This is a genomic window from Mesorhizobium sp. B2-3-15, from assembly GCF_006442875.1.
Lineage (GTDB): Bacteria > Pseudomonadota > Alphaproteobacteria > Rhizobiales > Rhizobiaceae > Mesorhizobium > Mesorhizobium australicum.
Genome location: NZ_VFVO01000009.1, coordinates 173,156 through 194,887, shown reverse-complemented (window position 1 = coordinate 194,887; position 21,732 = coordinate 173,156). Strand labels below are relative to the sequence as shown.

The window sequence follows — 21,732 nt, the reverse complement described above, 5'->3', positions numbered from 1 at the left end:
GACAGAAAGAGACCGATCCTTTGCCAACAAAAAAGCCCGCCGGAGGGGCGGGCTTCGATGCAATGAAGGCGGCGGCGTGACGCCTTCGAGGCTGGCGGGGATCAGGCGGCGCTGCTGCGGGTTTCCGAGATGACCCCGACGATGTCGTTGACGACGGCCTCGACCAGTTGCGGATCGTCGCCCTCGGCCATCACACGGATCAGCGGCTCGGTGCCGGATGGACGGATGACCAGCCGCCCGGCCTTGCCGAGACGATGGCGGGCGTCCTCGATCGCGGCCTTGACCGGGGCTTCCTCCAACGGTTTTCCGCCGGCGATGCGAACGTTCTTCAGCAGTTGCGGCACCGGCTCGAACTTCTTCGACAGTTCGCTGACCGGGCGGCCTTGCCGCTTGATGCAGGCCAGCACCTGCAGTGCCGAGACCAGCCCGTCGCCGGTGGTCGAGAAGTCGGACAGCACGATGTGGCCCGACTGCTCACCACCGACATTGAGCCCATGCGCGCGCATATGCTCCACGACATAGCGGTCACCGACCTTGGTGCGATGCAATTGCAGCTTCATGTCGCCGAGAAAGCGCTCGAGGCCGAGATTGGACATGACCGTCGAAACGACGCCACCGCCAGCCAGCCGCCCGCTCTGGTGCCAGGACTCGGCAATCAGCGCCATGATCTGGTCGCCGTCGACGATGGCGCCGTTCTCGTCGACGATGACGACCCGGTCCGCATCGCCATCAAGCGCGATGCCGATGTCGGCGCGCACTTCGTGCACCTTTTTCTGCAGATCGGCGGGATGGGTCGAGCCGCATTCCTTGTTGATGTTGAAGCCATTGGGTTCGACATTGATGGCCACGACTTCGGCGCCCAGTTCCCACAGCGCCTCGGGCGCCACCTTGTAGGCCGCGCCATTGGCACAGTCGACGACGATCCGCAGACCCGAAAGCGACATCGAGCGCGGCAAGGTGCGCTTGGCGAATTCGATGTAACGGTCATGCACGCCGTCGACGCGCTTGGCGCGGCCAAGCCCGTCGGAATCGGCGAGCGCCAGTTCGATATCCTTGTCGAGCATGCTCTCGATGCGCTCTTCGATCTCGTCGGACAGCTTGTAGCCGTCTGGGCCGAACAGCTTGATGCCGTTGTCGTAGTAGGGATTGTGAGAGGCCGAGATCATGACGCCAATGTCGGCGCGCAGCGAGCGCACCAGCATGGCAACCGCCGGGGTCGGGATCGGGCCGAGCAGAAACACGTCCATGCCGGCGGCGCAAAGGCCGGCCACCATCGCGTTTTCGATCATATAGCCGGACAGCCGGGTGTCCTTGCCGAGCACGACACGATGGCGATGGCTGCCGCGCTGGAACGAAAGGCCGGCGGCCATGCCGACCCGCATGGCGATTTCCGCGGTCATCGGAAACTTGTTGGCGCGCCCGCGAATGCCGTCCGTGCCGAAGTAATTCCCTGCCATGCCAGTCAGTTTCCTTGGTTGTCCTTAGCCGGCACGTCATGCCACAATTGGCCGTCGTGCCTCGATCACATTGTGTGATTATATGTTACCAATCCTTAGAAAATCATTGTTGTGCGTTGCACACAACATGGCCGCAGCCTAGCACGGAGACGCTATGGCGTCACATATACCAGTTTTGCCAGCCATTCGGCGCGGATACATCCCGAGAATTCTTGCCTCGGCGGCAGTCAGGCCGAATGATTTCATCACCTTGTCGTTAGAAAGCGATTTCGGCGATATATAAGCCGCCTGGCATCTGGCGCAACCGACCGTTGAGCGTTATTGATTCGCTGGGACGTATAATGGGCTGCAGCCACGGAGAAACGCTATGCTCATCCACCGAATTGCTACTCTGACCGGCCTTGCGGTCGCGACGTTGTTCCTGGCCGCGCCAGCCAACGCGCTGACGATGGCCGAGTGCAGCACGAAGTACAACGCCGCCAAGGACGCTGGGACACTTGCCGGGGCGACCTGGAACCAGTTCCGCAAGGCACAGTGCGGCACCGACGCCGCCGCCACCACCGACACCAAGGCGGCCACGACCAAGGCTGCTGAAACTAAGCCGGCCGAAGCCAAGCCGGCCAAGACCACCAAGGCCGCCGCAGCGGCCAGCGACAGCACGGCCAAGGGCCTGACCGCCAAGGAATGCAGCACCAAGTACCAGGCGGCCAAGGCCGCCGGCACATTGAACGGCATGAAGTGGAACGACTTCCGCAAGGCCGAATGCGCCGCTGGCGCATCCGCCGCCGCCGACACCGTCAAGCCGGCGACCACCAAGGCTGCGACCACGACGGCCGCAGCTTCTGGCAAGGGCCTGAGCATGGCCGAATGCAGCACCAAGTACCAGGCTGCCAAGACGGCGAACACGCTGAAGGGCATGAAGTGGAACGACTTCCGCAAGGCCGAATGCGGCGCCAGTGCCTCGGATGACGACAGCGTGCCCGCTCCTAGCGAGGCGAGCTACACCAAGGAACCCGCAAAGCCGACGACGGTTGCCCCCAAGGGCGTCACCTTCCCGTCCGCGATCTCGGCGAAATATGCCAGCGAGACCCCCGGAAAAGGCCGCATGCATACCTGCCTTGACCAGTACTATGTCCTCAAGGACGCCAACGCACTCGGCGGTCTGAAGTGGATCCAGAAGGGCGGCGGCTTCTACAGCCTCTGCAATGCCAAGCTGAAGGGCTGAGCCGCGCATAGCATCCCCCCCGGGATCGGTGGGGCATGACGGTGAATTGAATTAGATGAAATCTGGCAAGGCCAGGCAAAGGCCCGCGATGCATCTGCTTCGCGGGCCTTTTGTTGCGCACGAAGACGCCAGGGTCTTGCTCGCGTCTGCATATCGCGGAAGCTGCCTGCAACTCATGAAAATTCCGATTGAACATATCAGGAACAAACAGTATACAAAAGACGTCTGAACTTGTCATCAACCAGGAGGATCTTATGCCCAGTTTAAAATTGGCGGTATTGGCTGTGACGGCATTGGTTGCTTGCGGCGTCGCCCCTGCAAGCGCATTGACGATGAAGGAATGTGGCGAGACCTATCGGACAGCCAAGGAGAGCGGCACTCTGAATGGCATGGACTGGGCCGCTTTCCGCAAGGAGAAATGCGCGACGTCGGCTGCGGAGAGTGTCAGCGCGGATAAGGTCGAAACCGCACCGCAGCCGAAAAAAGAAACCAGCGCGGCACTTGCCCCCACTGTAGCGCCAGCGGGCGTAACATTCCCGACCACCCTCGCCGCCGAGTTCGAGACCGAAAAGCCCGCGAAGGCACGGATGAAGACCTGCCTGCAGGGTTACCATGGCAACAAGGAGGCAGGTACGTTGAACGGCCTTCGCTGGATCCAGAAGGGCGGTGGTTATTACAGCCTGTGCAATGCGCGGCTGAAAGCTGAATCATAAAAAGCGATAACGGCGGAAAGCGGTTCACCGTTTTTCCCGCAGACGTGGCCGTTATCCTCAGGCTGTCCCGAGGATCTGCTGTCGGGCGACATCTGGACCTCGGGCTAGCCCGAGGTTGACGTTCCAAATGTACGTCCGGCCAGCCTCCTGATGCGATGTCGCCCAAAGGTGGTTTGGGGGCGACGACATACTTAGAAGCAAAGACTTAAAGCGCGTCGGGGATAGCGTCAAAGAACAGAGCGGTTCTGCTTCCGTGAAACGGTGAACCGCTCTGGTCTAGCTTGACGGCTGTGGCTCCATGCCGCCTTCGGGCTCGGGACCCTTCTTGCGGCGGCCGCCGGACTTCGGCACCGCCGAGCCACGGCTCGGCGGCGTGTCGTCGCCGAGGTCGCGCGAGGGCTTGTTGCCCGCGATCAGCTGCTTGATCTCCTCGCCCGACAGCGTCTCGTATTCGAGCAGGCCCTGCGCCAGCGCGATCCATTCCTTCTTCTTCTTGGTCAGCACCGACTTCGCCGTCGAATAGGCCTCGTCGATCAGGCGGCGCACTTCGCCGTCGATGATCTGCGCGGTCTCTTCCGAAATGTTCTGCGTGCGCGCCACCGAATGGCCGAGGAACACTTCCTCCTGGTTGTCGCCATAGGCGACATGGCCGAGCTTGTCGGAGAAGCCCCAGCGCGTGACCATGGCGCGCGCCAGCTTGGTCGCCTGCTCGATGTCGGAGGAAGCACCGGACGTGATGTTCTCCTTGCCGAACTTGAACTCCTCGGCAACGCGGCCGCCCATCATGATGGCGAGGCGCGAGACCATGTATTTGTAGCTCATGGAATAGCGGTCGCCTTCCGGCAACTGCATGACCATGCCGAGCGCGCGGCCGCGCGGGATGATGGTCGCCTTGTGCAGCGGATCGGCCGACGGCACGTTGAGCGCCAGGATGGCGTGTCCGGCCTCGTGATAGGCGGTCAGTTCCTTCTCGGCCTGGGTCATGGCCGACGAGCGGCGCTCGGCGCCCATCATGATCTTGTCCTTGGCGTCCTCGAACTCGGCCATGGTGACGAGGCGCTTGTTGCGCCGCGCCGCCATCAGCGCGGATTCGTTGACCAGGTTCATCAGGTCGGCGCCGGAGAAGCCGGGCGTACCACGGGCGACGACCTTGAGGTCGACATTGGGCGCCAGCGGCACGTTGCGCACATGCACCTTGAGGATCTTCTCGCGGCCGACGATGTCTGGGTTCGGCACCACCACCTGGCGGTCGAAACGGCCTGGACGCAGCAACGCCGGATCGAGCACGTCGGGCCGGTTGGTGGCGGCGATCAGGATGATGCTTTCGTTGGACTCGAAGCCGTCCATCTCGACGAGCAGTTGGTTCAGCGTCTGCTCGCGCTCGTCATTGCCACCGCCGAGGCCGGCACCGCGATGGCGGCCAACGGCGTCGATTTCGTCGATGAAGATGATGCAGGGCGCATTCTTCTTGGCCTGGTCGAACATGTCGCGGACACGGGACGCGCCGACGCCGACGAACATCTCAACGAAATCCGAACCCGAAATGGTAAAGAACGGCACGTTGGCTTCACCGGCGACCGAACGGGCAAGCAGCGTCTTGCCGGTGCCGGGAGGGCCGACCAGCAGCACGCCGCGCGGAATCTTGCCGCCGAGGCGCTGGAACTTCTGCGGATCGCGCAGGAATTCGACGATCTCTTCGAGGTCTTCCTTGGCCTCGTCGACGCCGGCGACGTCCTGGAAGGTGACGCGGCCATGCGCCTCGGTAAGCAGCTTGGCCTTCGACTTGCCGAAGCCCATGGCGCGCCCGGAGCCGGACTGCATCTGGCGCATGAAGAATATCCACACGCCGAGGATCAGGATCATCGGCAGCCACGAGATCAGATAGCCGAACAGCGAATTGGAGCCGTCGGTCTCGGGCCGCGCATTGATGGTGACGTTCTTGTCCTGCAGCCGCGAGACCAGCTGGGGATCGCCGGGCGAATAGGTCTGGAAGCCGCTGGAATTGTCGGTGTAGTTGCCGGTGATGCGGGCGCCCGCGATGGTCACCGTCTTGACCCGGCCGGCCGCGACATCCTGCAGGAACTGCGAATAAGGCACATCGCTCGAAGCCCCGCGCGTCTGCGGCGTCTGGAACAGATTGAAGAGGGCGATGAGCAGGACCGCTATGATCGCCCAGAGCGCGAGGTTGCGATAGTTCGGATTCATCAATTGTCCCGTTGGCGTCCGCGAGCGGACAGCATCATGAGAGGAAACTTGGGCCTAACATAGGGAGAGCGTACCCCCTTGCCAAGCAGAACAGCATGTCTGGGTTAAGCTTTCGCCCAGCATCAACCGGCACTAGGGCCACGCAATGGCAGGGCGGGAAGCGGCGCCGCGCCGATCAACCCGGCGACGGCGCGCGCCGGGGCCAGGTCGAAGGACGGCAGGAAGCGGGCAAAGGGAGCAACGACCGGCGAGGCCGCGAACCCTTGAGATGCCGGCCTATCAGGCTCCGGACCCACCTTCTCGACGGCTTGCAGCCATCCTGGTTCCGCCGCCAATGCCGCACGCAGCAGGCTTGGCGGGGTTTCGTCCCGGCCTACAGCCAGCCGCTTCGCCGCCATTGCCCCGAATGGCGCGATCAACAATGCGCCGCCGGCGTCGTTCAATGTGATTTGGCGGCGCCCATCCCAGATGGCGCCGTCGATCGTTGCCGCCGCCGCCGGCAAACCGCGCATCTCCCGACGCAGGAAGATGCCGGGGCGCCGGAAGTCGACCACTGTCCGCGACAATGTAGCGCAAAGAAATCCGGCTTTCAGCCGGACGAACAACGCCTCGCCGCGGGCCTGGTCCGGCAGGAAGGCAATCCCGCCTGACGTCGCAAGGAGAACGCGCAGTGCGTATACGGCCGCCCGATCGGCGCCGGCGCCGAGCAGGGCCGGATCGAGCCGGATGAGGCCCGCCGCCGGCTGGCTGGCAAAGCGCTCGATCAGACGGGCGGCCTCACCGCCAAGCCGCGTCCGGTCGCCGGCCTGCCGCGCGGCCAACGCCAGCGCGTCGTTCACGCGTTGCGCGCCGGCCTCCCCGGCAAGGGCTGCGCGCATGCGCGGCCGCTCGAAGGCTTCATCGGCATTGGTCGGGTCCTCGGCCCAGCCGACCTGTTGGCGCCCCAGGAAATCGCGCAGCGCATGGCGCCGCACGCCAAGAAGCGGTCGCACGATCCAGTCGCGCCAGTCATGCAGGGTGGCGGGCGCCATGCCGGCGAGGCCCCGTCCCTCGTCGCGGGTCGCATCGTTGCGATCGCGCCGCATCAGCACCGTCTCGGCTTGGTCGTCCGCTGTATGTCCGGTCACGATCAGGCCGATGCCTTCCGCCCGGGCGGCGCTGGCCAGCAGCTGGTAGCGCGCCTCGCGCGCCGCCGCCGGCAGGCCGGTCGACGGCTTGGCGCCGGACCAGGCCAGCATGCGGTGGGCGATGCCGCGATCCGCGCAAAGCTTCGCCACGGTCCGCGCCTCACCGGCCGAACCTTGCCGCAGGCCGTGGTCGATCGTGACCGCGAGCAGCTTCGCGGATGGTGCGGTTTTGTCGAGATGCTGTTTGAGAAGGAGAAGGAGCGCAGTCGAGTCGCTGCCCCCGGATACGGCCGCTACGGCGCCGTTGGAAAAATCGATATGCGAAAAGAGTCCGGTCGAAAGATCAGGCCCGGTGTCGAGCATCAATCCATGTCGCCAAAAAGCGGTCCCGGCTTTGGGACTGCGACACCCCCAGAAAAGATCAGCACGCAGCCAGGGCCTTCTCCTGCTTGACGCGTTCCTTGAGTGTGCTGGAAATATCGGGATAGCGCTTGCCGACCTCGCTGAAGGTGGCGCAGGCAACATCGTGCTGCTTGAGGCCGACCAGCGACACGCCCAGCTTCAACAGCATGTCGGGCGCCTTCTTGGCTTTGGGATAGTCCTTGCTGGCGGCGAGGAAGACTTCCGCCGCATCGCGATATTTCTGCTGGCCAAGCAGCGATTCCCCCAGCCAGTAATGCGCGTCCGCCGCCTTGGCGTCCTTGGGGAAGCGCGAGATATGATCGCGGAAACCCTGTTCGGCGGTGCCGTAGTCACCCGACAGGATGAACTGGTAGGAGTTGCGATAGAGCTCTTCGGGATTGTTGGTCGCGGGCAGCGCGGCGACCACCGTGCCGCCGGACTTGCCGGCTTTGGCCGGCGCGCTGGCGGCTGGTGCCGTGTCCTGTGCCGGCGCGGTTGCCTGCGTGCTGCCGCCGGCATCGATCACATTGCCGTTCTTGTCGACAGTGATGGACCCAAAGGTCTTTTCGGGCGCTCCGTTGCCGGGGATCACCTTGCCGGGGTCACCGTCGGGTGATTCGACGATGACGTCCTCGACCGTCTTGCCGCCTGTGGATTGATCGCCGCCCGGCGCGGCGCCGGCATCGGCCGGCGCCTGGGTTGCCGGGGCCGAGGCCACGTCGGTGTTGGTCCCGGTGGTGGCATCTGATTTCTTCTGCGCCGGCGGTTGACCACCTTGCGAGCCGCCTTCAAGCTGCTGGAAGCGGAACTCGTTGTCTTCCTGCTGTTTGCGGATCTGCTCCTGCATCTGCAGGATCTGGAAATTGAGTTCCTCGACCTTGCCGGTCAACTGCCGCATTTGGTCCTCGAGCCCGGTCACGCCGGCGCCGCTCGACTGGGCGAGCTGGACCTGATCTTGCTTTTTCTTCTCGCCGAAAAGGCTGGGCAACTCGAGTGTCGGCAGATGAAAGGAAAAGCCGGTCTCGGCTGATTGCCCTGTACCGCTCGCCGAAGCGGTTACGCCTGATAGGAGCAGCAGCGCCAGCGTGCCGCTCAGAACCGATCTCAAATGCATGTGTCTCTCGCCGTCCAATCGTTAGCTTGTTCGCGCCTTCCAATCGATGTGAGACCAGCCAAGCGCCCTCGGCTCATAGCAGGGCGCGAGACTTCGGCCAAATTTTGTTTCGGGTGTCAGGAGATGAAAAAGGCGGCCCGAGGACCGCCTTTCGCAAAGAGGTGTTGTATTTTTGCCATCTGTGCCGTGCGCGCCTTTCGGCGCGCGACGCCTCAGGAACCAGCGCCGCTGAGCGTGGTGACGGCGCGGCGGTTCTGCGACCAGCAGGAGATGTCGTCGCATACGGCGACAGGACGTTCCTTGCCGTAGGAAATCGTCTTGAGACGGCTCGCCGAAACACCCTTGGAAACCAGGAAGTCGCGCGTGGCGGCGGCACGGCGGGCACCGAGCGCCAGATTGTATTCGCGCGTGCCGCGTTCGTCGGCATGGCCTTCGACGACGATGGCATACTGCTTGTACTGGTTCAGCCACTGTGCCTGGCGCGACAGCGTCGTCTGTGCGTCGGCACGGATCGAGGTCGAGTCCGTATCGAAGAAGATACGGTCGCCGATGTTGACGGTGAAGTCCTGTGCCGAGCCGGGTGTTGCGGCACCCGCGCCATTGAGGCCAAGGTCAGCGGCGCTGTTCGGGGTCTTCTTCGAAGCGCAACCGGTGATGGCGAGCATCGCCACCAGCGCGATCATGGCCGGGTTTCTGGTCAGTGCTGCGATACGGCCCATGCCGCCTCTCCTTCGTATTCGAGTGATCATGTTCGAGTGATTTCGTTGATCACCCAGTAACCACGTTTGGGTTAACCGGCATTCAAGAAACACGGTTAAAATTTGGTTTAGGCTGCCCGTCCGCAGCTGTTTTGTCATAGGCCACAGTTGGCGCGGACCCTAGGCGGAAATGCGGCCAAAACGCGACGAAGGCATGGAAAAGGGGAATGTAAGAGGGGAATTGAAGAGTTGGAGAACTGAAGAATTGAAGAAGGATGTTCACCCTAGCTTCACTCTGAGGTTCACCAGCATTCCGTACACCTGGCCATACGATTGTAGCCACTCGTCCCGTTGCGCCTGCGAGATGTATTCGAGATCGAACGCGTATGAAATCCACGTCTCCACTTCACTGCACGATCCTATGGCCATCGAAATGAACCGGGCAAATTCAGCTTTGGAGTGGGTCTGTTTGGCAAATCCCTCGGCCAGATTGGCGCAAATCCCTTTGCTGGAACGCCGCAACTGATCGGCCAGCGCGTATTGCTCTATCTTGGGAAAAGCGAGGGTGGCCTTGTGAACCGCCAGAGAGACCACGTAAGCGCGCTTGTAGACCTCTAGATCCTTTGCTCGCTTAACGTAGCCCTCTGCTTTCACCATCTCTTCAATTCTTCAGTTCGCCAATTCCCGTTCTATTCCAGCAGCGGTGACCAAGCCGGATCCGAAGCAAAATTCGTCGTCGGGATCGGCTGCTCGTTGCGGCCGGTGAGATCGACGGAAACCAGTTTCGGGCCGCCATTGGCGTCGCGGAAGAACATCAGCACGCGGCCATTCGGCGCCCAGGTCGGGCCTTCCTGCTGGAAGCCGGACGACAGAATGCGCTCGCCCGAGCCATCGGTCTTCATGACGCCGATCTGGAATTCGCCGCCGCTCTGCTTGGTGAAAGCGATGAGGTCGCCGCGCGGCGACCAAACCGGCGTCGAATAGACGCCGTCGCCGAAGGAGATGCGGGTCTGGCCCGATCCGTCGGCGCCCATGACGTAGATCTGCGCGCGACCGCCACGGTCGGAGGTGAACACCACCTTGCTGCCGTCGGGCGAGTAGGAAGGCGAGGTGTCGATGGCGGTCGAGTTGGTCAGCCGCGTCGTCGAACGGCTGCGCAGGTCCATGGCGAAGATGTTGGAATTGCCGTCGTCGCGCAGCAGGCTCATGATCACCTTCTGGCCGTCGGGCGAGAAGCGCGGTGCAAAGGTCATGCCTGGAAAATTGCCTACCAGTTCACGCTGCCCGGTCTCGATCTGCAGGAGATAGACCCTGGGCTGGCCGCTCTCATAGGACATGTAGGTGATTTCCTGCCGGTTCGGCGAGAAGCGCGGCGTCAGCACGATCGACCTGCCGTCCGAAAGGTAGCGGACGTTGGCGCCGTCCTGGTCCATGATGGCGAGGCGCTTCTTGCGCGCGTTCTTGGCGCCGGACTCGTCGATGAACACGACGCGCGTGTCGAAATAGCCCTTCTCGCCGGTCAGCCGCTCATAGATGGCGTCGGCGATGATATGGGCGACGCGGCGCTGATTGGCGTCGTTGGCGAAGAACTGCTCACCGGCCATCTGCTGCCCCGCGAATGTGTCCCACAGCCGGTACTGGGCGCGGATGCGGCCGTCTGCTTCCTTGCTGACGCTGCCGGTGACCAGAGCCTGCGCATTGATCACCTTCCAGTCGTCGAAGCGGGGGGTTGCGTCCGGATTGGCGATCTTCTCGATGAAGGCGCTCTTGTCGATCGGCGCGAACAGGCCGGAGCGCTTCAAGTCGGCGGTGACGATCTGGGAAATCTGCGCGCCAAGTGCGTCGCCGCCCTGGAAATCGGTGATGGCGATCGGCAACGGCTCGACATTGCCCTTGTTGACGTTGAGTTCGACCAGCGCCCAGGCAGGCATCGGAACGATGGCCGTCATGCCCAGCGCCATGGCTGCAATGGTCAGGAGCGGCTTGAGGATTGATTTCATGTCTTCTCGCTTCTCATACTGATCTTCGGATATCAGGGCCTAGAGGCCGAGCATCTCCCTTGGGTCGAATGTGACCCGGATGTCGTTCCAGATGTCCTGCTTGCCGGCGGGAACCTGCAGGCCGGCCATGTCGCATTTCTGAACCGCGCGCACCGCGCTCTCGTCGAACTGCCTGTTGCCGCTCGACGTTTCAACGGAAGGACGGCCGTCGAGCTTGCCGGAGTTGTTCAGGTTGAAACGGACGACGACGACGAAATTCTCCGAACCTTCAAGCCCGGCCGGCAAGGTCCAGCAACCGCCGAGCTGGCTTTCCAGGGCGCCCTGCTCCGACTTCGACAGCTTCTGGCCCTGATCCTTGTCGCCGCCGAGCGACGCTTGCTGCGTCGAGCGCTTGGCGCCGCCGCCGGACGGCTTCTGCTTGTCGAGCAGCGCCGAAATCTCGTTGGCGTTGAACTGCTTGTCGTCCGACTTTGGCTTGGACGAGGCTTCCTTGACCGGCTTGTCGGCATCCTTGCGTTCAGGCGCCTTGGCGCTTTCGGCCTGTGCCGGCTGCGGCTTCGGCCGGGCCTCCGGCGCGGGCGCCGAATTCGGCAACTGCGTCTCCTCGGTGGGCGGGTCCTTGGCTATGGCCTCGGCGACGGCGTCGGGCTTGACCTCGGGCGTCGGATCGATGGCGGCGGTCTTGTCCTGCGGCGGCGGTGTCGGCGCGGGCTTTGCCGGAGTGGGCTTCGGCTCGGTCTGCTTGACCGGCTCAGGCTTGACCTCTTCCTTGGGCGTCGGCGCTGGCGCCACTTCCGTCGCCGGAATGGGCTTGGGCTTTTCCTGCGGCTTCGGCACGTCCTCGGTCTTCGGGATTTCCTTCGGGGTCGGCGCGGGCGCCGGAGCCGAGGTCGTGTCGACGGGTTTCGGCTTGGCCTCAGGCGTTATCGGCTTGTCGGTGTCGACGCTGTTTTCGCCGACCTTCTGTGCATTCGGCACCATATCGGGACGCTGCGTCGGCAACGGCGCCGGCTTTTCATGCATCACGGCCTTCTTGTCGCCCTGCAGGGTCTGCGCAATGGCTTCCATCGGCACGATATCGACCGCGACGGACTCGACATCGGCGGACGGAAGCGCGGCCGGCGCCGACAGCGTGAACAGGCCGAAGGCCAGCACCGCCGTATGCAAGATCACCGATGTGGTGAGGCCAGTCCTCATCGTGCGTCTATTGATCCTGTTCCTGCAGTGAAACCAGGCCGATGTTCTTGTAGCCAGCGGCCGAAATGCGGGCCATCACCTTCATCGCCGTGCCGTAGTCCGTCGACCTGTCGCCGCGGATGAAGATGCGCTCTTCATAGCCGGTCTTCGAAATCGCCTGCAGCTTGGCCACCAGCTCCTCGATCGGAATCTCGGTTTCCTGCAGGAAGATCTTGCCGGTCGCATCGATCGAGACGGTGATCGGCTGGGTGTCGGCATTCATCGCCTTGGCCTGCGTGTCGGGCAGGTCGATCGGCACGCCGACCGTCAGCATTGGCGCCGCGACCATGAAGATGATCAGCAGCACCAGCATCACGTCGACCATCGGCGTAACATTGATCTCCGACATCAATGCATGGTGACGGCCGCGCCGTCGATGACCCCTGCCGCCACGTCCACCACCTGCGCCTACAGACATTCCCATGATCGTCCCTCAGGCCTTCGGCGCGACTTTTTCATCGATTTGGCGCGAGAGTATGGCGGAGAACTCGTCGGAGAACCCCTCCATCCGCACGGCGATCTTGCTCGCATCCGATGACAGCTTGTTATAGGCGATGACCGCCGGAATGGCGGCGAGCAGGCCAATGGCCGTCGCCAGTAGCGCCTCGGCGATGCCGGGCGCGACCACCGCGAGACTGGTGTTCTTTGAGCCGGCGATGGCCTGGAACGAGGTCATGATGCCGATGACGGTGCCGAACAGGCCGATGAAAGGTGCCGCCGAGCCGGTGGTGGCGAGAAAGCCGAGGCGGCCCTCCAGCTTTTCCATCTCACGGGTCAGCGCCAGGTCCATGGCCTTGTCGATGCGGGTCTGCAGGCCGAGCGGCGACTTGGCGCCTTTCTCGAAACTCTTCTTCCATTCGCGCATGGCGGCGACGAAGATGGCGCCCATGCCTGTCGTCTTGCGGTCGGCAAGGGTGCGATAGAGCTCCTCCAGCGACTGCCCGGACCAGAAAACCTGCTCGAAGCGGTTCAGCGCCAGGCGCATGCGGCCATAGGCAACCAGCTTGTCGACGATGATCGCCCAGGTCCACACCGAGGCGCAGAGCAGCCCGATCATGACCAGCTTGACCACCCAGCTGGCCTGCATGAACAAGGCCCAAATCGACAATTGCGCGCCCGGTTCGGCGAGTGCGATATTTTCCATCGTTACGTCCTTAAGATTTTCCGGGCGAAGCTGGCGGCTGGCCCATGGCATCCCTTGTGGTCGGTTCGCACGAAGCTACCGGACACCCCAAACCGTGCCGTTAGCGGCCTTTTCGGGGCAAATATTGGTGAAAGGAAGGCGCTCGATAACGCCAATCTTCACCAATCTCTTCATGAACCGTTATGGTTAAGGATGGGTTAGTCCATAAGGCGCGGCGCATTGCCGCGCCCCGGCACCGGCGCTGGCGAAGTCGGCACGCGATCCGTCCAATCAGTCCTGGGGAACGACCTTGGGCATGAACGCCGCCACCCATTCCCTGGGAAAACGCCTCGGCCGGCCGTTCTCGCCGATGATCGCCGCCTCGACCTTGGCCTCGACCAGCACCTCTTCGCCGCGCTTGAGCTGCTGCGCCATGAAGATACGCGCGCCGGAAATGGTCTCGGTGCGGGTGTCGACGGTCAGGATGTCATCGATACGGGCGGGGATGCGGAAGTCGATCTCCATGCGGCGCACCACCCACACGATCTTCTCGCCGTGCTTGCCGTCGGCGAGTTCGGTGTGATGCACGCCGGTGAGCCTGAGATAGTCGGAGCGGCCGCGCTCGAGGAATTCCAGATAGCGCGCGTGATAGACGACACCCGAGAAATCGGTATCGGCATAATAGACCCGCGCCATCAGCCGGTGGCCGAACGCGGTCAGCGCACCGGAAAGCCCTGCCAGCAATGCCGCGGATTCACCATGATCGCCCATTGCGCTTCCCTTTTGGATGCCGACGCGGCAGGTATTTTTGGCGCATGAACCCGATGGCACTGTTAACGACGATGATCAAGAGCTTGATGGCGGTCGTGCTGGCGCTGGCCGCTTCCACACTGTCGGGTGAGGCGGCGACCTTCACGATGAAGCGCGGTCTCAATCTCGACCAGTGGGTCACCTGGCCCGGCGAGGACCAGTGGGATGCCAAGGCCATCCTGCCCTACCCGGAATGGCGCAAATTCCTCAACGAGGACGACCTCAAGGCGCTGAAGGATGCCGGCTTCGATTTCCTGCGCATGCCGGTCGATCCGTCGCCTTTTCTCTCGGACAAGACAACGGACCTTCGTGACCAACTCTATGCCAGCGTGCTGGACTCGGCGCGCATGATCAATCGCGCCGGACTGAAGGTCATCGTCGACATGCACCTGATCCCGGCCGGCGGCGGCCGCAAGATCGGCATGGGCGAAGTGATGGACGACCCCGCGACCTTCGACCGCTATGTCGAGGTGGTTCGCGGCATGGCGCGCACGCTGGCCGCCGAAGATCCCGAGAAGGTCGCTTTCGAACCGATGAACGAGCCGATCGTCGATTGCGACAGCGACGGCACCAGCCTGTGGCCCGACCGCCAGCGCAAGCTGTTCGCGGCGGCGCGCGCCTCGGCGACGAAACTGACGCTGATCCTGACCGGAGCTTGCTATTCCGCTGCTTCGTCTCTGGAAAAGATCGACCCGAAGACGATCCCCGACGACAACGTCATCTGGACCTTCCACTCCTACGACCCGTTCCTGCTCACCCATCAGGGCGCGACCTGGGCCGGCGACTTCATTCCCTATGTGACCGGCCTGCCCTATCCTTTGACCGCGGTGCCGAAGGCGCAGCTTGATGTGACGCTGGACACCATCCGCGCCCGGATCAAGGCCGAGGCGCCGTGGACACGGCAGAATGGCCTGCTTGCCTATCTCGACGAGCAGGTCGCCAGCATGGACAGCGCCGACAAGCTGCTTGGCCTGATGGATGCGCCGTTCAAGGCTGTCGAGGCTTGGGCGAAGGCCAACGGCATCAAGCCGGAAGACATCACGCTGGGCGAGTTCGGCATGATCCGCCAGGAGTATGGCAATGCCTATGTGGTGCCGGCCGAATATCGGGCCGCCTATGTCAGGGACATGATCGCTCGGGCCGAAGCGCATGGCTTCTCATGGTCGGTGTGGAGCTATGGCGGGGCTTTCGGCATCGTCGACGCATTCAATGGCGACAAGGCCGAGCCTGACGTGCTGGACGCAATCCGAAGCCTGCCATGACCCGAAGCCTGCCATGACGCGCCGGTCAGCCGAGGTCTATCTGCAGGATTTCCGGGCGCATTCCGAAACGGATCGGCAAATTGCTGAAGCCAAGCCCGCCCGAGACGATGAGGTTGCGGTCGTTCTCGACGACATGGCCATAGGCGTAGCGATTGCCGAACTGGGATGGCACGATCGGCGAATAGCCGAACAGCCGCACCTGCCCGCCATGGGTGTGTCCCGATAGCGTCAGCGACACACGCCACGGCACTTTTGGAAAAATGTCCGGTTCGTGCGCCAGCAGGATGACGGGCGCGGCATCGCTGATCTTGGCCAGCGTGCCGTCGAGATCGTCCAATCCCCTGGGAGGCTCGTGTTTCTTTTTCGGCAACAGCGCCAACTGATCGGCGAGGCCCGCGATCCAGACGCCATGTCCGTCCTTTTCCAGACGCACGGCGTCGTTCTCCAGCACCGGGATGCCGGCTTTCTCCAGAGCCTTGCGCGCGATCGTCGGGCCGACTTCGGCACGCTGCGCAAAGCCGTCGGCCCACCAGTCCTGATTGCCGAGGATCGACACCACGCCGAGCGGCGCCTTGAGGCCCGACAGGGCGCCAGCCCATTCCGGCGGCGTCACCCTTTGCGACACCAGGCGCATGCCGGCTATGTAGTCGCCGAGCAGCACGATCAGGTCCGGCTGCAAGGCATTCGCCTCTTCGGCAAGCGACGCGATCCGCTCCGGCGTCATCCACGGCCGGCAAGCATGGATGTCGGCGAGCGCGACGACGCGCAGCTTCAATCCGGCGGGCCAATGCGGTGGCGTCAGCGCATAGCGCTTCACATGCGTCAGCAGCATCGGCTCGATACCGACGGCGTAGGCGCTGAAGGAGGCGACCGACAGGAACGACCCGCCGATAAAGCGCAGGAACCCGCGTCTGGTTATCATCAAGTGGCTCCGGCACCTCATTTCGGCATGCGCTGCTACATGTCGCCCAAAAGCGATCTCGGTCGGGAGGAGGACATGCATGGATGCAGCGAACCCGATACAATCCAGCAATACGCCGGTAAGCCGGCGAAGATGAGGAGAATTTGCGCAGGCCCGTTCACTGATGCTTGATCGCTAGTCCGCGAAACCCGCGCCTGATCGCTTGCGTGGCTATTCTTCCTGGAACAGATTGATCTGCTGCTGCGCCAAATCCTTCGGCGCATCGAGGCCGAGATGGCGCCAGGCATTGGCGGTCAGCATGCGTCCGCGTGGTGTGCGCTGGATGAACCCCTGCTGGATCAGATAGGGCTCGATGATGTCCTCGATGGCATCGCGCGGCTCGGACAGGCCGGCGGCGATGGTCTCGATGCCGACCGGACCGCCGCCGAAATTACGGGCGATCATGCTGAGATAGCGGCGGTCGAGGGCGTCGAGGCCAAGCGCGTCGACTTCGAGCCGGGTCAAGGCCTCGTCGGCGATCAGGCGGTCGACATGGCCGTCGCCGGCCACCGAGGCGAAATCGCGCACGCGCCGCAGCAGCCGTCCGGCAATGCGTGGCGTGCCGCGCGCGCGCCGCGCGATTTCCAGCGCACCGTCGTCGCCGAGTGGCATCTGCAGGATGCGCGCGCCGCGCCGCACGATCTGCTCCAACTCCTCGACGGTGTAGAAGTTGAGCCGCACCGGGATGCCGAAGCGGTCGCGCAGCGGATTGGTGAGCAGGCCGAGCCGCGTGGTGGCGGCGACCAGCGTGAAGTGCGCTAGGTCGATCTTCACCGAACGCGCCGCCGGACCCTCGCCGATGATCAGGTCGAGCTGGAAATCCTCCATCGCCGGATAAAGGATTTCCTCCACCGCCGGGTTGAGCCTGTGGATCTCGTCGATGAACAGCACGTCGCCTTCTTCGAGATTGGTAAGCAATGCCGCGAGATCGCCGGCCTTGGCGATGACCGGCCCGGAGGTCGAGCGGAAATTGACACCGAGTTCGCGCGCCATGATCTGCGCCAGCGTCGTCTTGCCCAGCCCCGGCGGTCCGACGAACAGCACATGGTCGAGCGCTTCCTTGCGGCCCTTGGCGGCCTCTATGAAGACCTTGAGATTGGCCCGCACCGCCGCTTGGCCGACGAAATCGTCAAGCGTTTGCGGCCGCAGGGTCTGCTCGGCATCCTCGCCGCGCTTTTCCGGTGCAATGAGGCGGGGGGAAAGGCTCATGGGACCTTCCTTGCACAGGGCAGCGCCCCGGACAAGCGATGGCTCACCGTGCCAGTTCCTTCAACCCAAAACGGATCAGTTTGGACGCATCGGCGCCCTCGCCCGCCGTCTTCAGCGCTGCTGACACCGCATTGGCGGCGGTGTCGCGGGAATAGCCGAGATTGACCAGCGCCGAGACGGCGTCGGTGATCGGCGCCGGCGCTACGCCTTCGCCGAGCTCCTGCTTGAGCCCAATGGTGCCGGTGGCGGTGCCCGCATAGGCCGGCGCCTTGGCCTTCAATTCGGTGACGATGCGCTCGGCCACCTTCTTGCCGACGCCGGGCGCGCGGGAAACCATGGCGATGTCGCGCAGTGCAATGGCATTGGCAAGGTCAGCCGGCGCCAGCGTCGACAGGATGGCCAGCGCCACCTTGGCGCCGACACCCGGCACATTGTTCATCAGCAGCCGAAACCATTCGCGCTCGAGCTGCGACTGGAAACCATAGAGCCGGATCATGTCCTCTCGCACATAGGTCTCGATGAACAGCACCACCGCTTCGCCAGGCGAAGGCAGCGCGGCAAGCGTGCGGGTCGAGCAGTACGCGACGTAGCCGACGCCGTGGATATCGACGAGACAATGGTCTTCGTCGACCTCGTCGAGCGTACCCTTGAGCTTGCCGATCATGCCAGATCTTTCATGGGAGATAAGCCCCTCATGGGTGCGTTTCCGGAGAGATGATATCGAGATCGGGGAAATAACTGCGATAGCGCGCGGCGTCGCGGGTCAAAAGACGATGTCCGGCAACAGCCGCATGAGCACCAATAAAGAAATCAGGCAAGGTGCGTTCCCGAACGCCGCCGGCCCGGCGATAGCGGGAATGCGTGACGCCCGCAAGGAATGCCGCGTCCCAAGGTACAAGTTCGCGATCCATTTCGAGCATGTCGACGGCTCTTCGAAGCGCCGTCTCCGTCGGGATCAGCGGCGCGAGCTCAGACCAGACGATTGTATTGACGACCAATGCGCCGTCGCTACGGCATGAAACGATTGCAGACGCTGACCATTCCGTCAGCGGCCCGGTTGGCCCCCAAACGTCGATGAGGACATTGGTGTCAATCAACGTCGAGATCTTCACGCGGGCCTCTCAACCACTCCATGTAAGCGTCGGCGGTCATGCCTCCTAGATCCAGTGTGCCCGCCATGCCGTGGAGAATATTCCTGAACCTGCGCGCGGCTTCTTCGTCGGACAGGTTTTCATTGACGGCAACGAGCCGAGCCCCTTCCTCGGTGGCCACGAACTCAACCTCGGAGCCCGGTCCGATGCCCAGATGGTCCCTTATCGGCTTGGGGATTGTGACTTGGCCCTTGGTGGTCACGCGCATGGTAATACCTCTAGGGTATTACTACGCGCGCAGCGTGAACAAGTCAAGAACATTGCTATTCGGCAAGCGCCATTCGGTAAGCGGCACTTTGCCGGTGATGCACGTGACAAATCGCGATGGCCAGCGCGTCGGCGGCATGTTCGGTGTCGAAGATCGCTTTCGGCAACAGCACCTTCACCATCATGTGGATCTGCTTCTTGTCGCCATGACCGACGCCGATCACCGCTTTCTTCACCGCGTTCGGCGCATATTCGGCGACGACGAGGCCGGCGCGCGCCGGCACCAGCATGGCGATGCCGCGCGCCTGGCCGAGCTTCAGCGTCGCAACGGCATCCTTGTTGACGAAGGTCTGTTCGACCGCGGCTTCATGCGGCATCGCCTGGTGCAGGATGTCGGCAAGCCCGTCATGCAGCTGGCAGAGCCGCGTCGCCAGCGCCGCCTTGTCCTCCGAGCGCACGGTGCCCGCAGCAACAAAGCGCAAGGAATTGCCGAGGCTCTCGACGATGCCCCAGCCGGTGCGCCTGAGCCCCGGATCGATCCCGATGATGCGAATCGCGTCCCCCATGCCGTGAGTGTACCTCCGGCGGACAGCGATGCCAGCGAAAAGTGAACAAACCGGAAACGTTCAGCCAACCGGGAGGCCTCGACGTTTCTCAGTTGCGGGCGAAAGCCGTGTTGAGCAGGCTGATCTGGTCCGACACCGGATTGGGCCGGCGGGCCACGGGCTGCATGTCGACCACGGCGCCTGCGCCATAGATCTCTTCGTCCATGCGGCGCACCAATGCCTGCAGGCGCAACGATCGGTTGACGAGATCGAGGAAATCGGTCGGCAGTTCGGCCCAGCCGGCCGCCTCGTCATGGGCGGAAGCGGTGTCGAGACGCACCTTGGATTTTTCCGAAGCGACCTGATCGCGCGTCATCTCGCCGGAATTCGCCGCACGCTGCAAAAGCAGCCACGAGGCAACCTGCATCAGCCTGGTGGTCAGCCGCATCGATTCGGCCGCGTAGAGCGTGGCCGCCAGCCGCGACAGTTTCTTGGCCTCTGCCCGGCCCTTGCCGTCGAGATACTCCGCCGCCTGTTCGACCAGGCCCATGCCTTCCTGGTAAAGCGGTTTGAAGGAGTGCGAAAACACCCGGCGTTCCGCCAGCTTGACGGTTTTCGCAATGCCCTTCGAAGGCTCGTTCATTGATACGCCCCTGCACTTGCGACCGGCTGATTCGGCTCTCTGCCGATACACCCGTGACCCTATAAAACTGAAGCTTGAAAATGCGCTTCGTCCGGGGTGAAGGCAAGCACATGTTTAACAGAAGGTTAACGGCGTTCGGCCGTGCGGAATGCCGCCTGGGTGCGGACAAAAAAAGAGCCGCGGATAAGGCGGCTCTCAGGAGTTTAACAGGGAGGCGTCAAACAAAGTGGCTCCAACCACTCGGTAAGAATCCAGATCACTGGATGGACATAGTAAACGCCTGTAAAGCTTAATGAACCCTTAACGGCTCTGATGTTTTTTTACCCAACACCGTGCTCCTGTGCCGTAACAACACAGCCGCACCGGCTGGGTTTCAGCCTTCACTCAGGCTTTTTTTCCACACCACCGGCAAGGCGATGAAGGCAAACAGCAGCATGCCTGCGTAGAAGCCGATCGAAGATATCCCCAGCAACGGCTCGATCCCCGGATTTCCGGCAAGCAGTATATAAAGGCCGATCATCAGCCCGATGCCGCTGATTGCCGTCAGCCAGAAATGGACAAGGGCCAGCGTCTTTTGCCCGGCAGCCGGAAACAGGTGGTAAAAGAACGCGAAAACCGCCGACATCAACCAACCGGCCACCATCGTGTGGGCGTGGGTCGGCATCTGGCCGTGGTCTTCGCTGATCGCCATGTGGATGCCGAGCGCCATGCCGCACAACGCGTAGATGATCGCCAGCGTGAAGAAATTCCGTGCTACCCCTTGCATATTAGTCCCCCGAATTGCCTTTTTCCCAAGCTGGGAATGGGTTGATCGTCAGGCGAGCGCTGTCGCCGCCGGACTTCCGGCGTCGGCACTAGCATCGGCAGTGTTTCCGGACGATGTCGCTCCCCGACGCTGCCGACGATAGCAGAAAACCGGGCGGTGGGTTCATCATATTAGTCTCTCCTTTCGTTAGCGGCAGCCTGAAACACAGCCGGTTTTTCCACGACATCGTCCTGAAACAGCCGCGGCGCTAAACGCTGCGGCATCGAAGCGGCGGGCGGGCAATGGCGCGGCCTCGCCAGCAACCGTTGGACATCGGGGAAAAAGCCATGGATTGGTATTCCATCATCAAATTGCTGCACATCCTTTCGGCGATGCTTTGGGTCGGCGGCGGCTTCACTCTGATGGTGCTGGCGACGCTGGCGGATCGCGCCGGCAACATCCAGGGAACGCTGCAGGCGATGCGCGCCACTGGCGAACTGGGCAACCGCTTCTTCGCTCCGATGTCGATGCTGACATTGGTCTTCGGATTGATCATGTGCTCGTTCTGGGTCGGCTTCTCCGATCTCTGGGTCCTGATCGGGCTTGCCGGCTACGCCACGACCTTTTGCATTGGCATGTTCGTCTTCAAGCCGACCGCCGACCGCATGGGCGCGATGATCGCCAGGGATGGCGTGACGCCTGCGGCACTTGGCTATGGACAGCGCATCCTGCGGGCGGCGCGCTTCGACTATGCGGTCATGCTCATCATCATCACCGACATGGTTCTGAAGCCTACCCTGCACGACGTCGGGATTCTCGCCGGCATGGTGGTGGTCCTTGCCGCCGGTGCCACAATGGCGCTCAGCCGGCCAAGACGCATGGTGCCCAGCGCCGCCTGA

23 protein-coding genes are annotated in these 21,732 nt (G+C 62.9%); 4 read left to right on the top strand and 19 right to left on the bottom strand.

Annotation, left to right across the window (positions count from 1 at the left end; all coding sequences use genetic code 11):
* Positions 1 to 101: 101 nt before the first annotated feature.
* Positions 102 to 1,457, bottom strand: a complete 1,356-nt coding sequence (gene glmM / locus FJ954_RS19815) for a phosphoglucosamine mutase (RefSeq protein ID WP_015315278.1) — start codon at positions 1,455 to 1,457, stop codon at positions 102 to 104.
* Between the two features lie 367 nt (positions 1,458 to 1,824).
* On the opposite strand from glmM, the gene FJ954_RS19810 reads away from it, so the two are divergent.
* Positions 1,825 to 2,682 (top strand): hypothetical protein, encoded by an 858-nt coding sequence (locus tag FJ954_RS19810; protein ID WP_015315277.1) that lies wholly within the window; start codon positions 1,825 to 1,827, stop codon positions 2,680 to 2,682.
* A gap of 254 nt (positions 2,683 to 2,936) precedes the next feature.
* A complete protein-coding gene (locus FJ954_RS19805) occupies positions 2,937 to 3,395 on the top strand; it encodes a hypothetical protein (protein ID WP_015315276.1) in 459 nt (152 codons plus the stop codon).
* A 276-nt stretch (positions 3,396 to 3,671) separates the two neighbouring features.
* Here the strand turns inward: FJ954_RS19805 and ftsH are convergent, their stop codons facing one another.
* The 10 genes from ftsH to ybgC form a co-directional block, all read right to left on the bottom strand.
* A complete protein-coding gene (gene ftsH / locus FJ954_RS19800; RefSeq protein ID WP_015315275.1) occupies positions 3,672 to 5,600 on the bottom strand; it encodes an ATP-dependent zinc metalloprotease FtsH in 1,929 nt (642 codons plus the stop codon).
* 122 nt (positions 5,601 to 5,722) lie between these two features.
* Positions 5,723 to 7,090, bottom strand: a complete 1,368-nt coding sequence (gene tilS / locus FJ954_RS19795) for a tRNA lysidine(34) synthetase TilS (RefSeq protein WP_140662749.1) — start codon at positions 7,088 to 7,090, stop codon at positions 5,723 to 5,725.
* A 58-nt stretch (positions 7,091 to 7,148) separates the two neighbouring features.
* On the bottom strand, positions 7,149 to 8,243 hold the full coding sequence (gene ybgF, locus FJ954_RS19790) for a tol-pal system protein YbgF (protein ID WP_140662650.1): 1,095 nt from the start codon (positions 8,241 to 8,243) through the stop codon (positions 7,149 to 7,151).
* Positions 8,244 to 8,455: 212 nt separating this feature from the next.
* Positions 8,456 to 8,962, bottom strand: coding sequence for a peptidoglycan-associated lipoprotein Pal (gene pal, locus FJ954_RS19785; protein WP_015315272.1), 507 nt, complete (start codon positions 8,960 to 8,962; stop codon positions 8,456 to 8,458).
* Positions 8,963 to 9,220: 258 nt separating this feature from the next.
* Positions 9,221 to 9,598, bottom strand: coding sequence for a four helix bundle protein (locus FJ954_RS19780; protein ID WP_140662648.1), 378 nt, complete (start codon positions 9,596 to 9,598; stop codon positions 9,221 to 9,223).
* Between the two features lie 32 nt (positions 9,599 to 9,630).
* Positions 9,631 to 10,902, bottom strand: a complete 1,272-nt coding sequence (gene tolB / locus FJ954_RS19775) for a Tol-Pal system beta propeller repeat protein TolB (protein WP_224531044.1) — start codon at positions 10,900 to 10,902, stop codon at positions 9,631 to 9,633.
* Between the two features lie 78 nt (positions 10,903 to 10,980).
* On the bottom strand, positions 10,981 to 12,138 hold the full coding sequence (locus FJ954_RS19770; protein ID WP_140662646.1) for a TonB family protein: 1,158 nt from the start codon (positions 12,136 to 12,138) through the stop codon (positions 10,981 to 10,983).
* 7 nt (positions 12,139 to 12,145) lie between these two features.
* Positions 12,146 to 12,601 (bottom strand): protein TolR, encoded by a 456-nt coding sequence (gene tolR, locus FJ954_RS19765; RefSeq protein WP_015315268.1) that lies wholly within the window; start codon positions 12,599 to 12,601, stop codon positions 12,146 to 12,148.
* 9 nt (positions 12,602 to 12,610) lie between these two features.
* Positions 12,611 to 13,321: a protein TolQ gene (gene tolQ / locus FJ954_RS19760; protein ID WP_015315267.1), complete on the bottom strand. Its 711-nt coding sequence runs from the start codon at positions 13,319 to 13,321 to the stop codon at positions 12,611 to 12,613.
* Between the two features lie 270 nt (positions 13,322 to 13,591).
* Complete coding sequence (gene ybgC, locus FJ954_RS19755) at positions 13,592 to 14,071, bottom strand: tol-pal system-associated acyl-CoA thioesterase (protein WP_015315266.1); 480 nt, start codon at positions 14,069 to 14,071, stop codon at positions 13,592 to 13,594.
* Positions 14,072 to 14,124: 53 nt separating this feature from the next.
* Between ybgC and FJ954_RS19750 the strand changes: the two genes are divergently transcribed.
* Entirely contained in the window at positions 14,125 to 15,372 is a 1,248-nt protein-coding gene (locus tag FJ954_RS19750; RefSeq protein ID WP_140662644.1) for a cellulase family glycosylhydrolase, read from the top strand.
* 25 nt (positions 15,373 to 15,397) lie between these two features.
* Here FJ954_RS19750 and FJ954_RS19745 read toward each other — a convergent pair whose 3' ends face one another.
* The 8 genes from FJ954_RS19745 to FJ954_RS19710 all read right to left on the bottom strand — a co-directional run bounded on the left by FJ954_RS19745 (position 15,398) and on the right by FJ954_RS19710 (position 20,854).
* Positions 15,398 to 16,294, bottom strand: a complete 897-nt coding sequence (locus FJ954_RS19745; protein WP_140662642.1) for a metallophosphoesterase — start codon at positions 16,292 to 16,294, stop codon at positions 15,398 to 15,400.
* 210 nt (positions 16,295 to 16,504) lie between these two features.
* On the bottom strand, positions 16,505 to 17,542 hold the full coding sequence (ruvB, locus tag FJ954_RS19740; RefSeq protein ID WP_015315263.1) for a Holliday junction branch migration DNA helicase RuvB: 1,038 nt from the start codon (positions 17,540 to 17,542) through the stop codon (positions 16,505 to 16,507).
* 43 nt (positions 17,543 to 17,585) lie between these two features.
* A complete protein-coding gene (gene ruvA / locus FJ954_RS19735; RefSeq protein WP_015315262.1) occupies positions 17,586 to 18,206 on the bottom strand; it encodes a Holliday junction branch migration protein RuvA in 621 nt (206 codons plus the stop codon).
* A gap of 28 nt (positions 18,207 to 18,234) precedes the next feature.
* Complete coding sequence (locus FJ954_RS19730; protein WP_140616636.1) at positions 18,235 to 18,654, bottom strand: type II toxin-antitoxin system VapC family toxin; 420 nt, start codon at positions 18,652 to 18,654, stop codon at positions 18,235 to 18,237.
* Positions 18,632 to 18,901 (bottom strand): AbrB/MazE/SpoVT family DNA-binding domain-containing protein, encoded by a 270-nt coding sequence (locus FJ954_RS19725; protein WP_140662640.1) that lies wholly within the window; start codon positions 18,899 to 18,901, stop codon positions 18,632 to 18,634. Before FJ954_RS19725 ends, FJ954_RS19730 begins: the two co-directional genes overlap by 23 nt.
* A gap of 55 nt (positions 18,902 to 18,956) precedes the next feature.
* Positions 18,957 to 19,466 carry a crossover junction endodeoxyribonuclease RuvC gene (ruvC, locus tag FJ954_RS19720; RefSeq protein ID WP_140662639.1) on the bottom strand — a complete coding sequence of 170 codons (510 nt, stop codon included), beginning with the start codon at positions 19,464 to 19,466 and terminating at the stop codon, positions 18,957 to 18,959.
* Positions 19,467 to 19,554: 88 nt separating this feature from the next.
* Positions 19,555 to 20,088 (bottom strand): DUF1465 family protein, encoded by a 534-nt coding sequence (locus FJ954_RS19715; RefSeq protein WP_015315258.1) that lies wholly within the window; start codon positions 20,086 to 20,088, stop codon positions 19,555 to 19,557.
* 373 nt (positions 20,089 to 20,461) lie between these two features.
* On the bottom strand, positions 20,462 to 20,854 hold the full coding sequence (locus FJ954_RS19710) for a hypothetical protein (RefSeq protein ID WP_015315257.1): 393 nt from the start codon (positions 20,852 to 20,854) through the stop codon (positions 20,462 to 20,464).
* A 326-nt stretch (positions 20,855 to 21,180) separates the two neighbouring features.
* Between FJ954_RS19710 and FJ954_RS19705 the strand changes: the two genes are divergently transcribed.
* Positions 21,181 to 21,732, top strand: coding sequence for a DUF2269 family protein (locus FJ954_RS19705; RefSeq protein WP_140616634.1), 552 nt, complete (start codon positions 21,181 to 21,183; stop codon positions 21,730 to 21,732).

What these genes read in the sequence shown, in the direction of transcription:
- glmM (WP_015315278.1), bottom strand. Translation starts at nt 1,457, where the DNA reads ATGGCAGGGAATTACTTCGGCACGGACGGCATTCGCGGGCGCGCCAAC.
- FJ954_RS19810 (WP_015315277.1), top strand. Translation starts at nt 1,825, where the DNA reads ATGCTCATCCACCGAATTGCTACTCTGACCGGCCTTGCGGTCGCGACG.
- FJ954_RS19805 (WP_015315276.1), top strand. Translation starts at nt 2,937, where the DNA reads ATGCCCAGTTTAAAATTGGCGGTATTGGCTGTGACGGCATTGGTTGCT.
- ftsH (WP_015315275.1), bottom strand. Translation starts at nt 5,600, where the DNA reads ATGAATCCGAACTATCGCAACCTCGCGCTCTGGGCGATCATAGCGGTC.
- tilS (WP_140662749.1), bottom strand. Translation starts at nt 7,090, where the DNA reads ATGCTCGACACCGGGCCTGATCTTTCGACCGGACTCTTTTCGCATATC.
- ybgF (WP_140662650.1), bottom strand. Translation starts at nt 8,243, where the DNA reads ATGCATTTGAGATCGGTTCTGAGCGGCACGCTGGCGCTGCTGCTCCTA.
- pal (WP_015315272.1), bottom strand. Translation starts at nt 8,962, where the DNA reads ATGGGCCGTATCGCAGCACTGACCAGAAACCCGGCCATGATCGCGCTG.
- FJ954_RS19780 (WP_140662648.1), bottom strand. Translation starts at nt 9,598, where the DNA reads ATGGTGAAAGCAGAGGGCTACGTTAAGCGAGCAAAGGATCTAGAGGTC.
- tolB (WP_224531044.1), bottom strand. Translation starts at nt 10,902, where the DNA reads ATGGCGCTGGGCATGACGGCCATCGTTCCGATGCCTGCCTGGGCGCTG.
- FJ954_RS19770 (WP_140662646.1), bottom strand. Translation starts at nt 12,138, where the DNA reads ATGAGGACTGGCCTCACCACATCGGTGATCTTGCATACGGCGGTGCTG.
- tolR (WP_015315268.1), bottom strand. Translation starts at nt 12,601, where the DNA reads ATGGGAATGTCTGTAGGCGCAGGTGGTGGACGTGGCGGCAGGGGTCAT.
- tolQ (WP_015315267.1), bottom strand. Translation starts at nt 13,321, where the DNA reads ATGGAAAATATCGCACTCGCCGAACCGGGCGCGCAATTGTCGATTTGG.
- ybgC (WP_015315266.1), bottom strand. Translation starts at nt 14,071, where the DNA reads ATGGGCGATCATGGTGAATCCGCGGCATTGCTGGCAGGGCTTTCCGGT.
- FJ954_RS19750 (WP_140662644.1), top strand. Translation starts at nt 14,125, where the DNA reads ATGGCACTGTTAACGACGATGATCAAGAGCTTGATGGCGGTCGTGCTG.
- FJ954_RS19745 (WP_140662642.1), bottom strand. Translation starts at nt 16,294, where the DNA reads ATGATAACCAGACGCGGGTTCCTGCGCTTTATCGGCGGGTCGTTCCTG.
- ruvB (WP_015315263.1), bottom strand. Translation starts at nt 17,542, where the DNA reads ATGAGCCTTTCCCCCCGCCTCATTGCACCGGAAAAGCGCGGCGAGGAT.
- ruvA (WP_015315262.1), bottom strand. Translation starts at nt 18,206, where the DNA reads ATGATCGGCAAGCTCAAGGGTACGCTCGACGAGGTCGACGAAGACCAT.
- FJ954_RS19725 (WP_140662640.1), bottom strand. Translation starts at nt 18,901, where the DNA reads ATGCGCGTGACCACCAAGGGCCAAGTCACAATCCCCAAGCCGATAAGG.
- ruvC (WP_140662639.1), bottom strand. Translation starts at nt 19,466, where the DNA reads ATGGGGGACGCGATTCGCATCATCGGGATCGATCCGGGGCTCAGGCGC.
- FJ954_RS19715 (WP_015315258.1), bottom strand. Translation starts at nt 20,088, where the DNA reads ATGAACGAGCCTTCGAAGGGCATTGCGAAAACCGTCAAGCTGGCGGAA.
- FJ954_RS19710 (WP_015315257.1), bottom strand. Translation starts at nt 20,854, where the DNA reads ATGCAAGGGGTAGCACGGAATTTCTTCACGCTGGCGATCATCTACGCG.
- FJ954_RS19705 (WP_140616634.1), top strand. Translation starts at nt 21,181, where the DNA reads ATGGATTGGTATTCCATCATCAAATTGCTGCACATCCTTTCGGCGATG.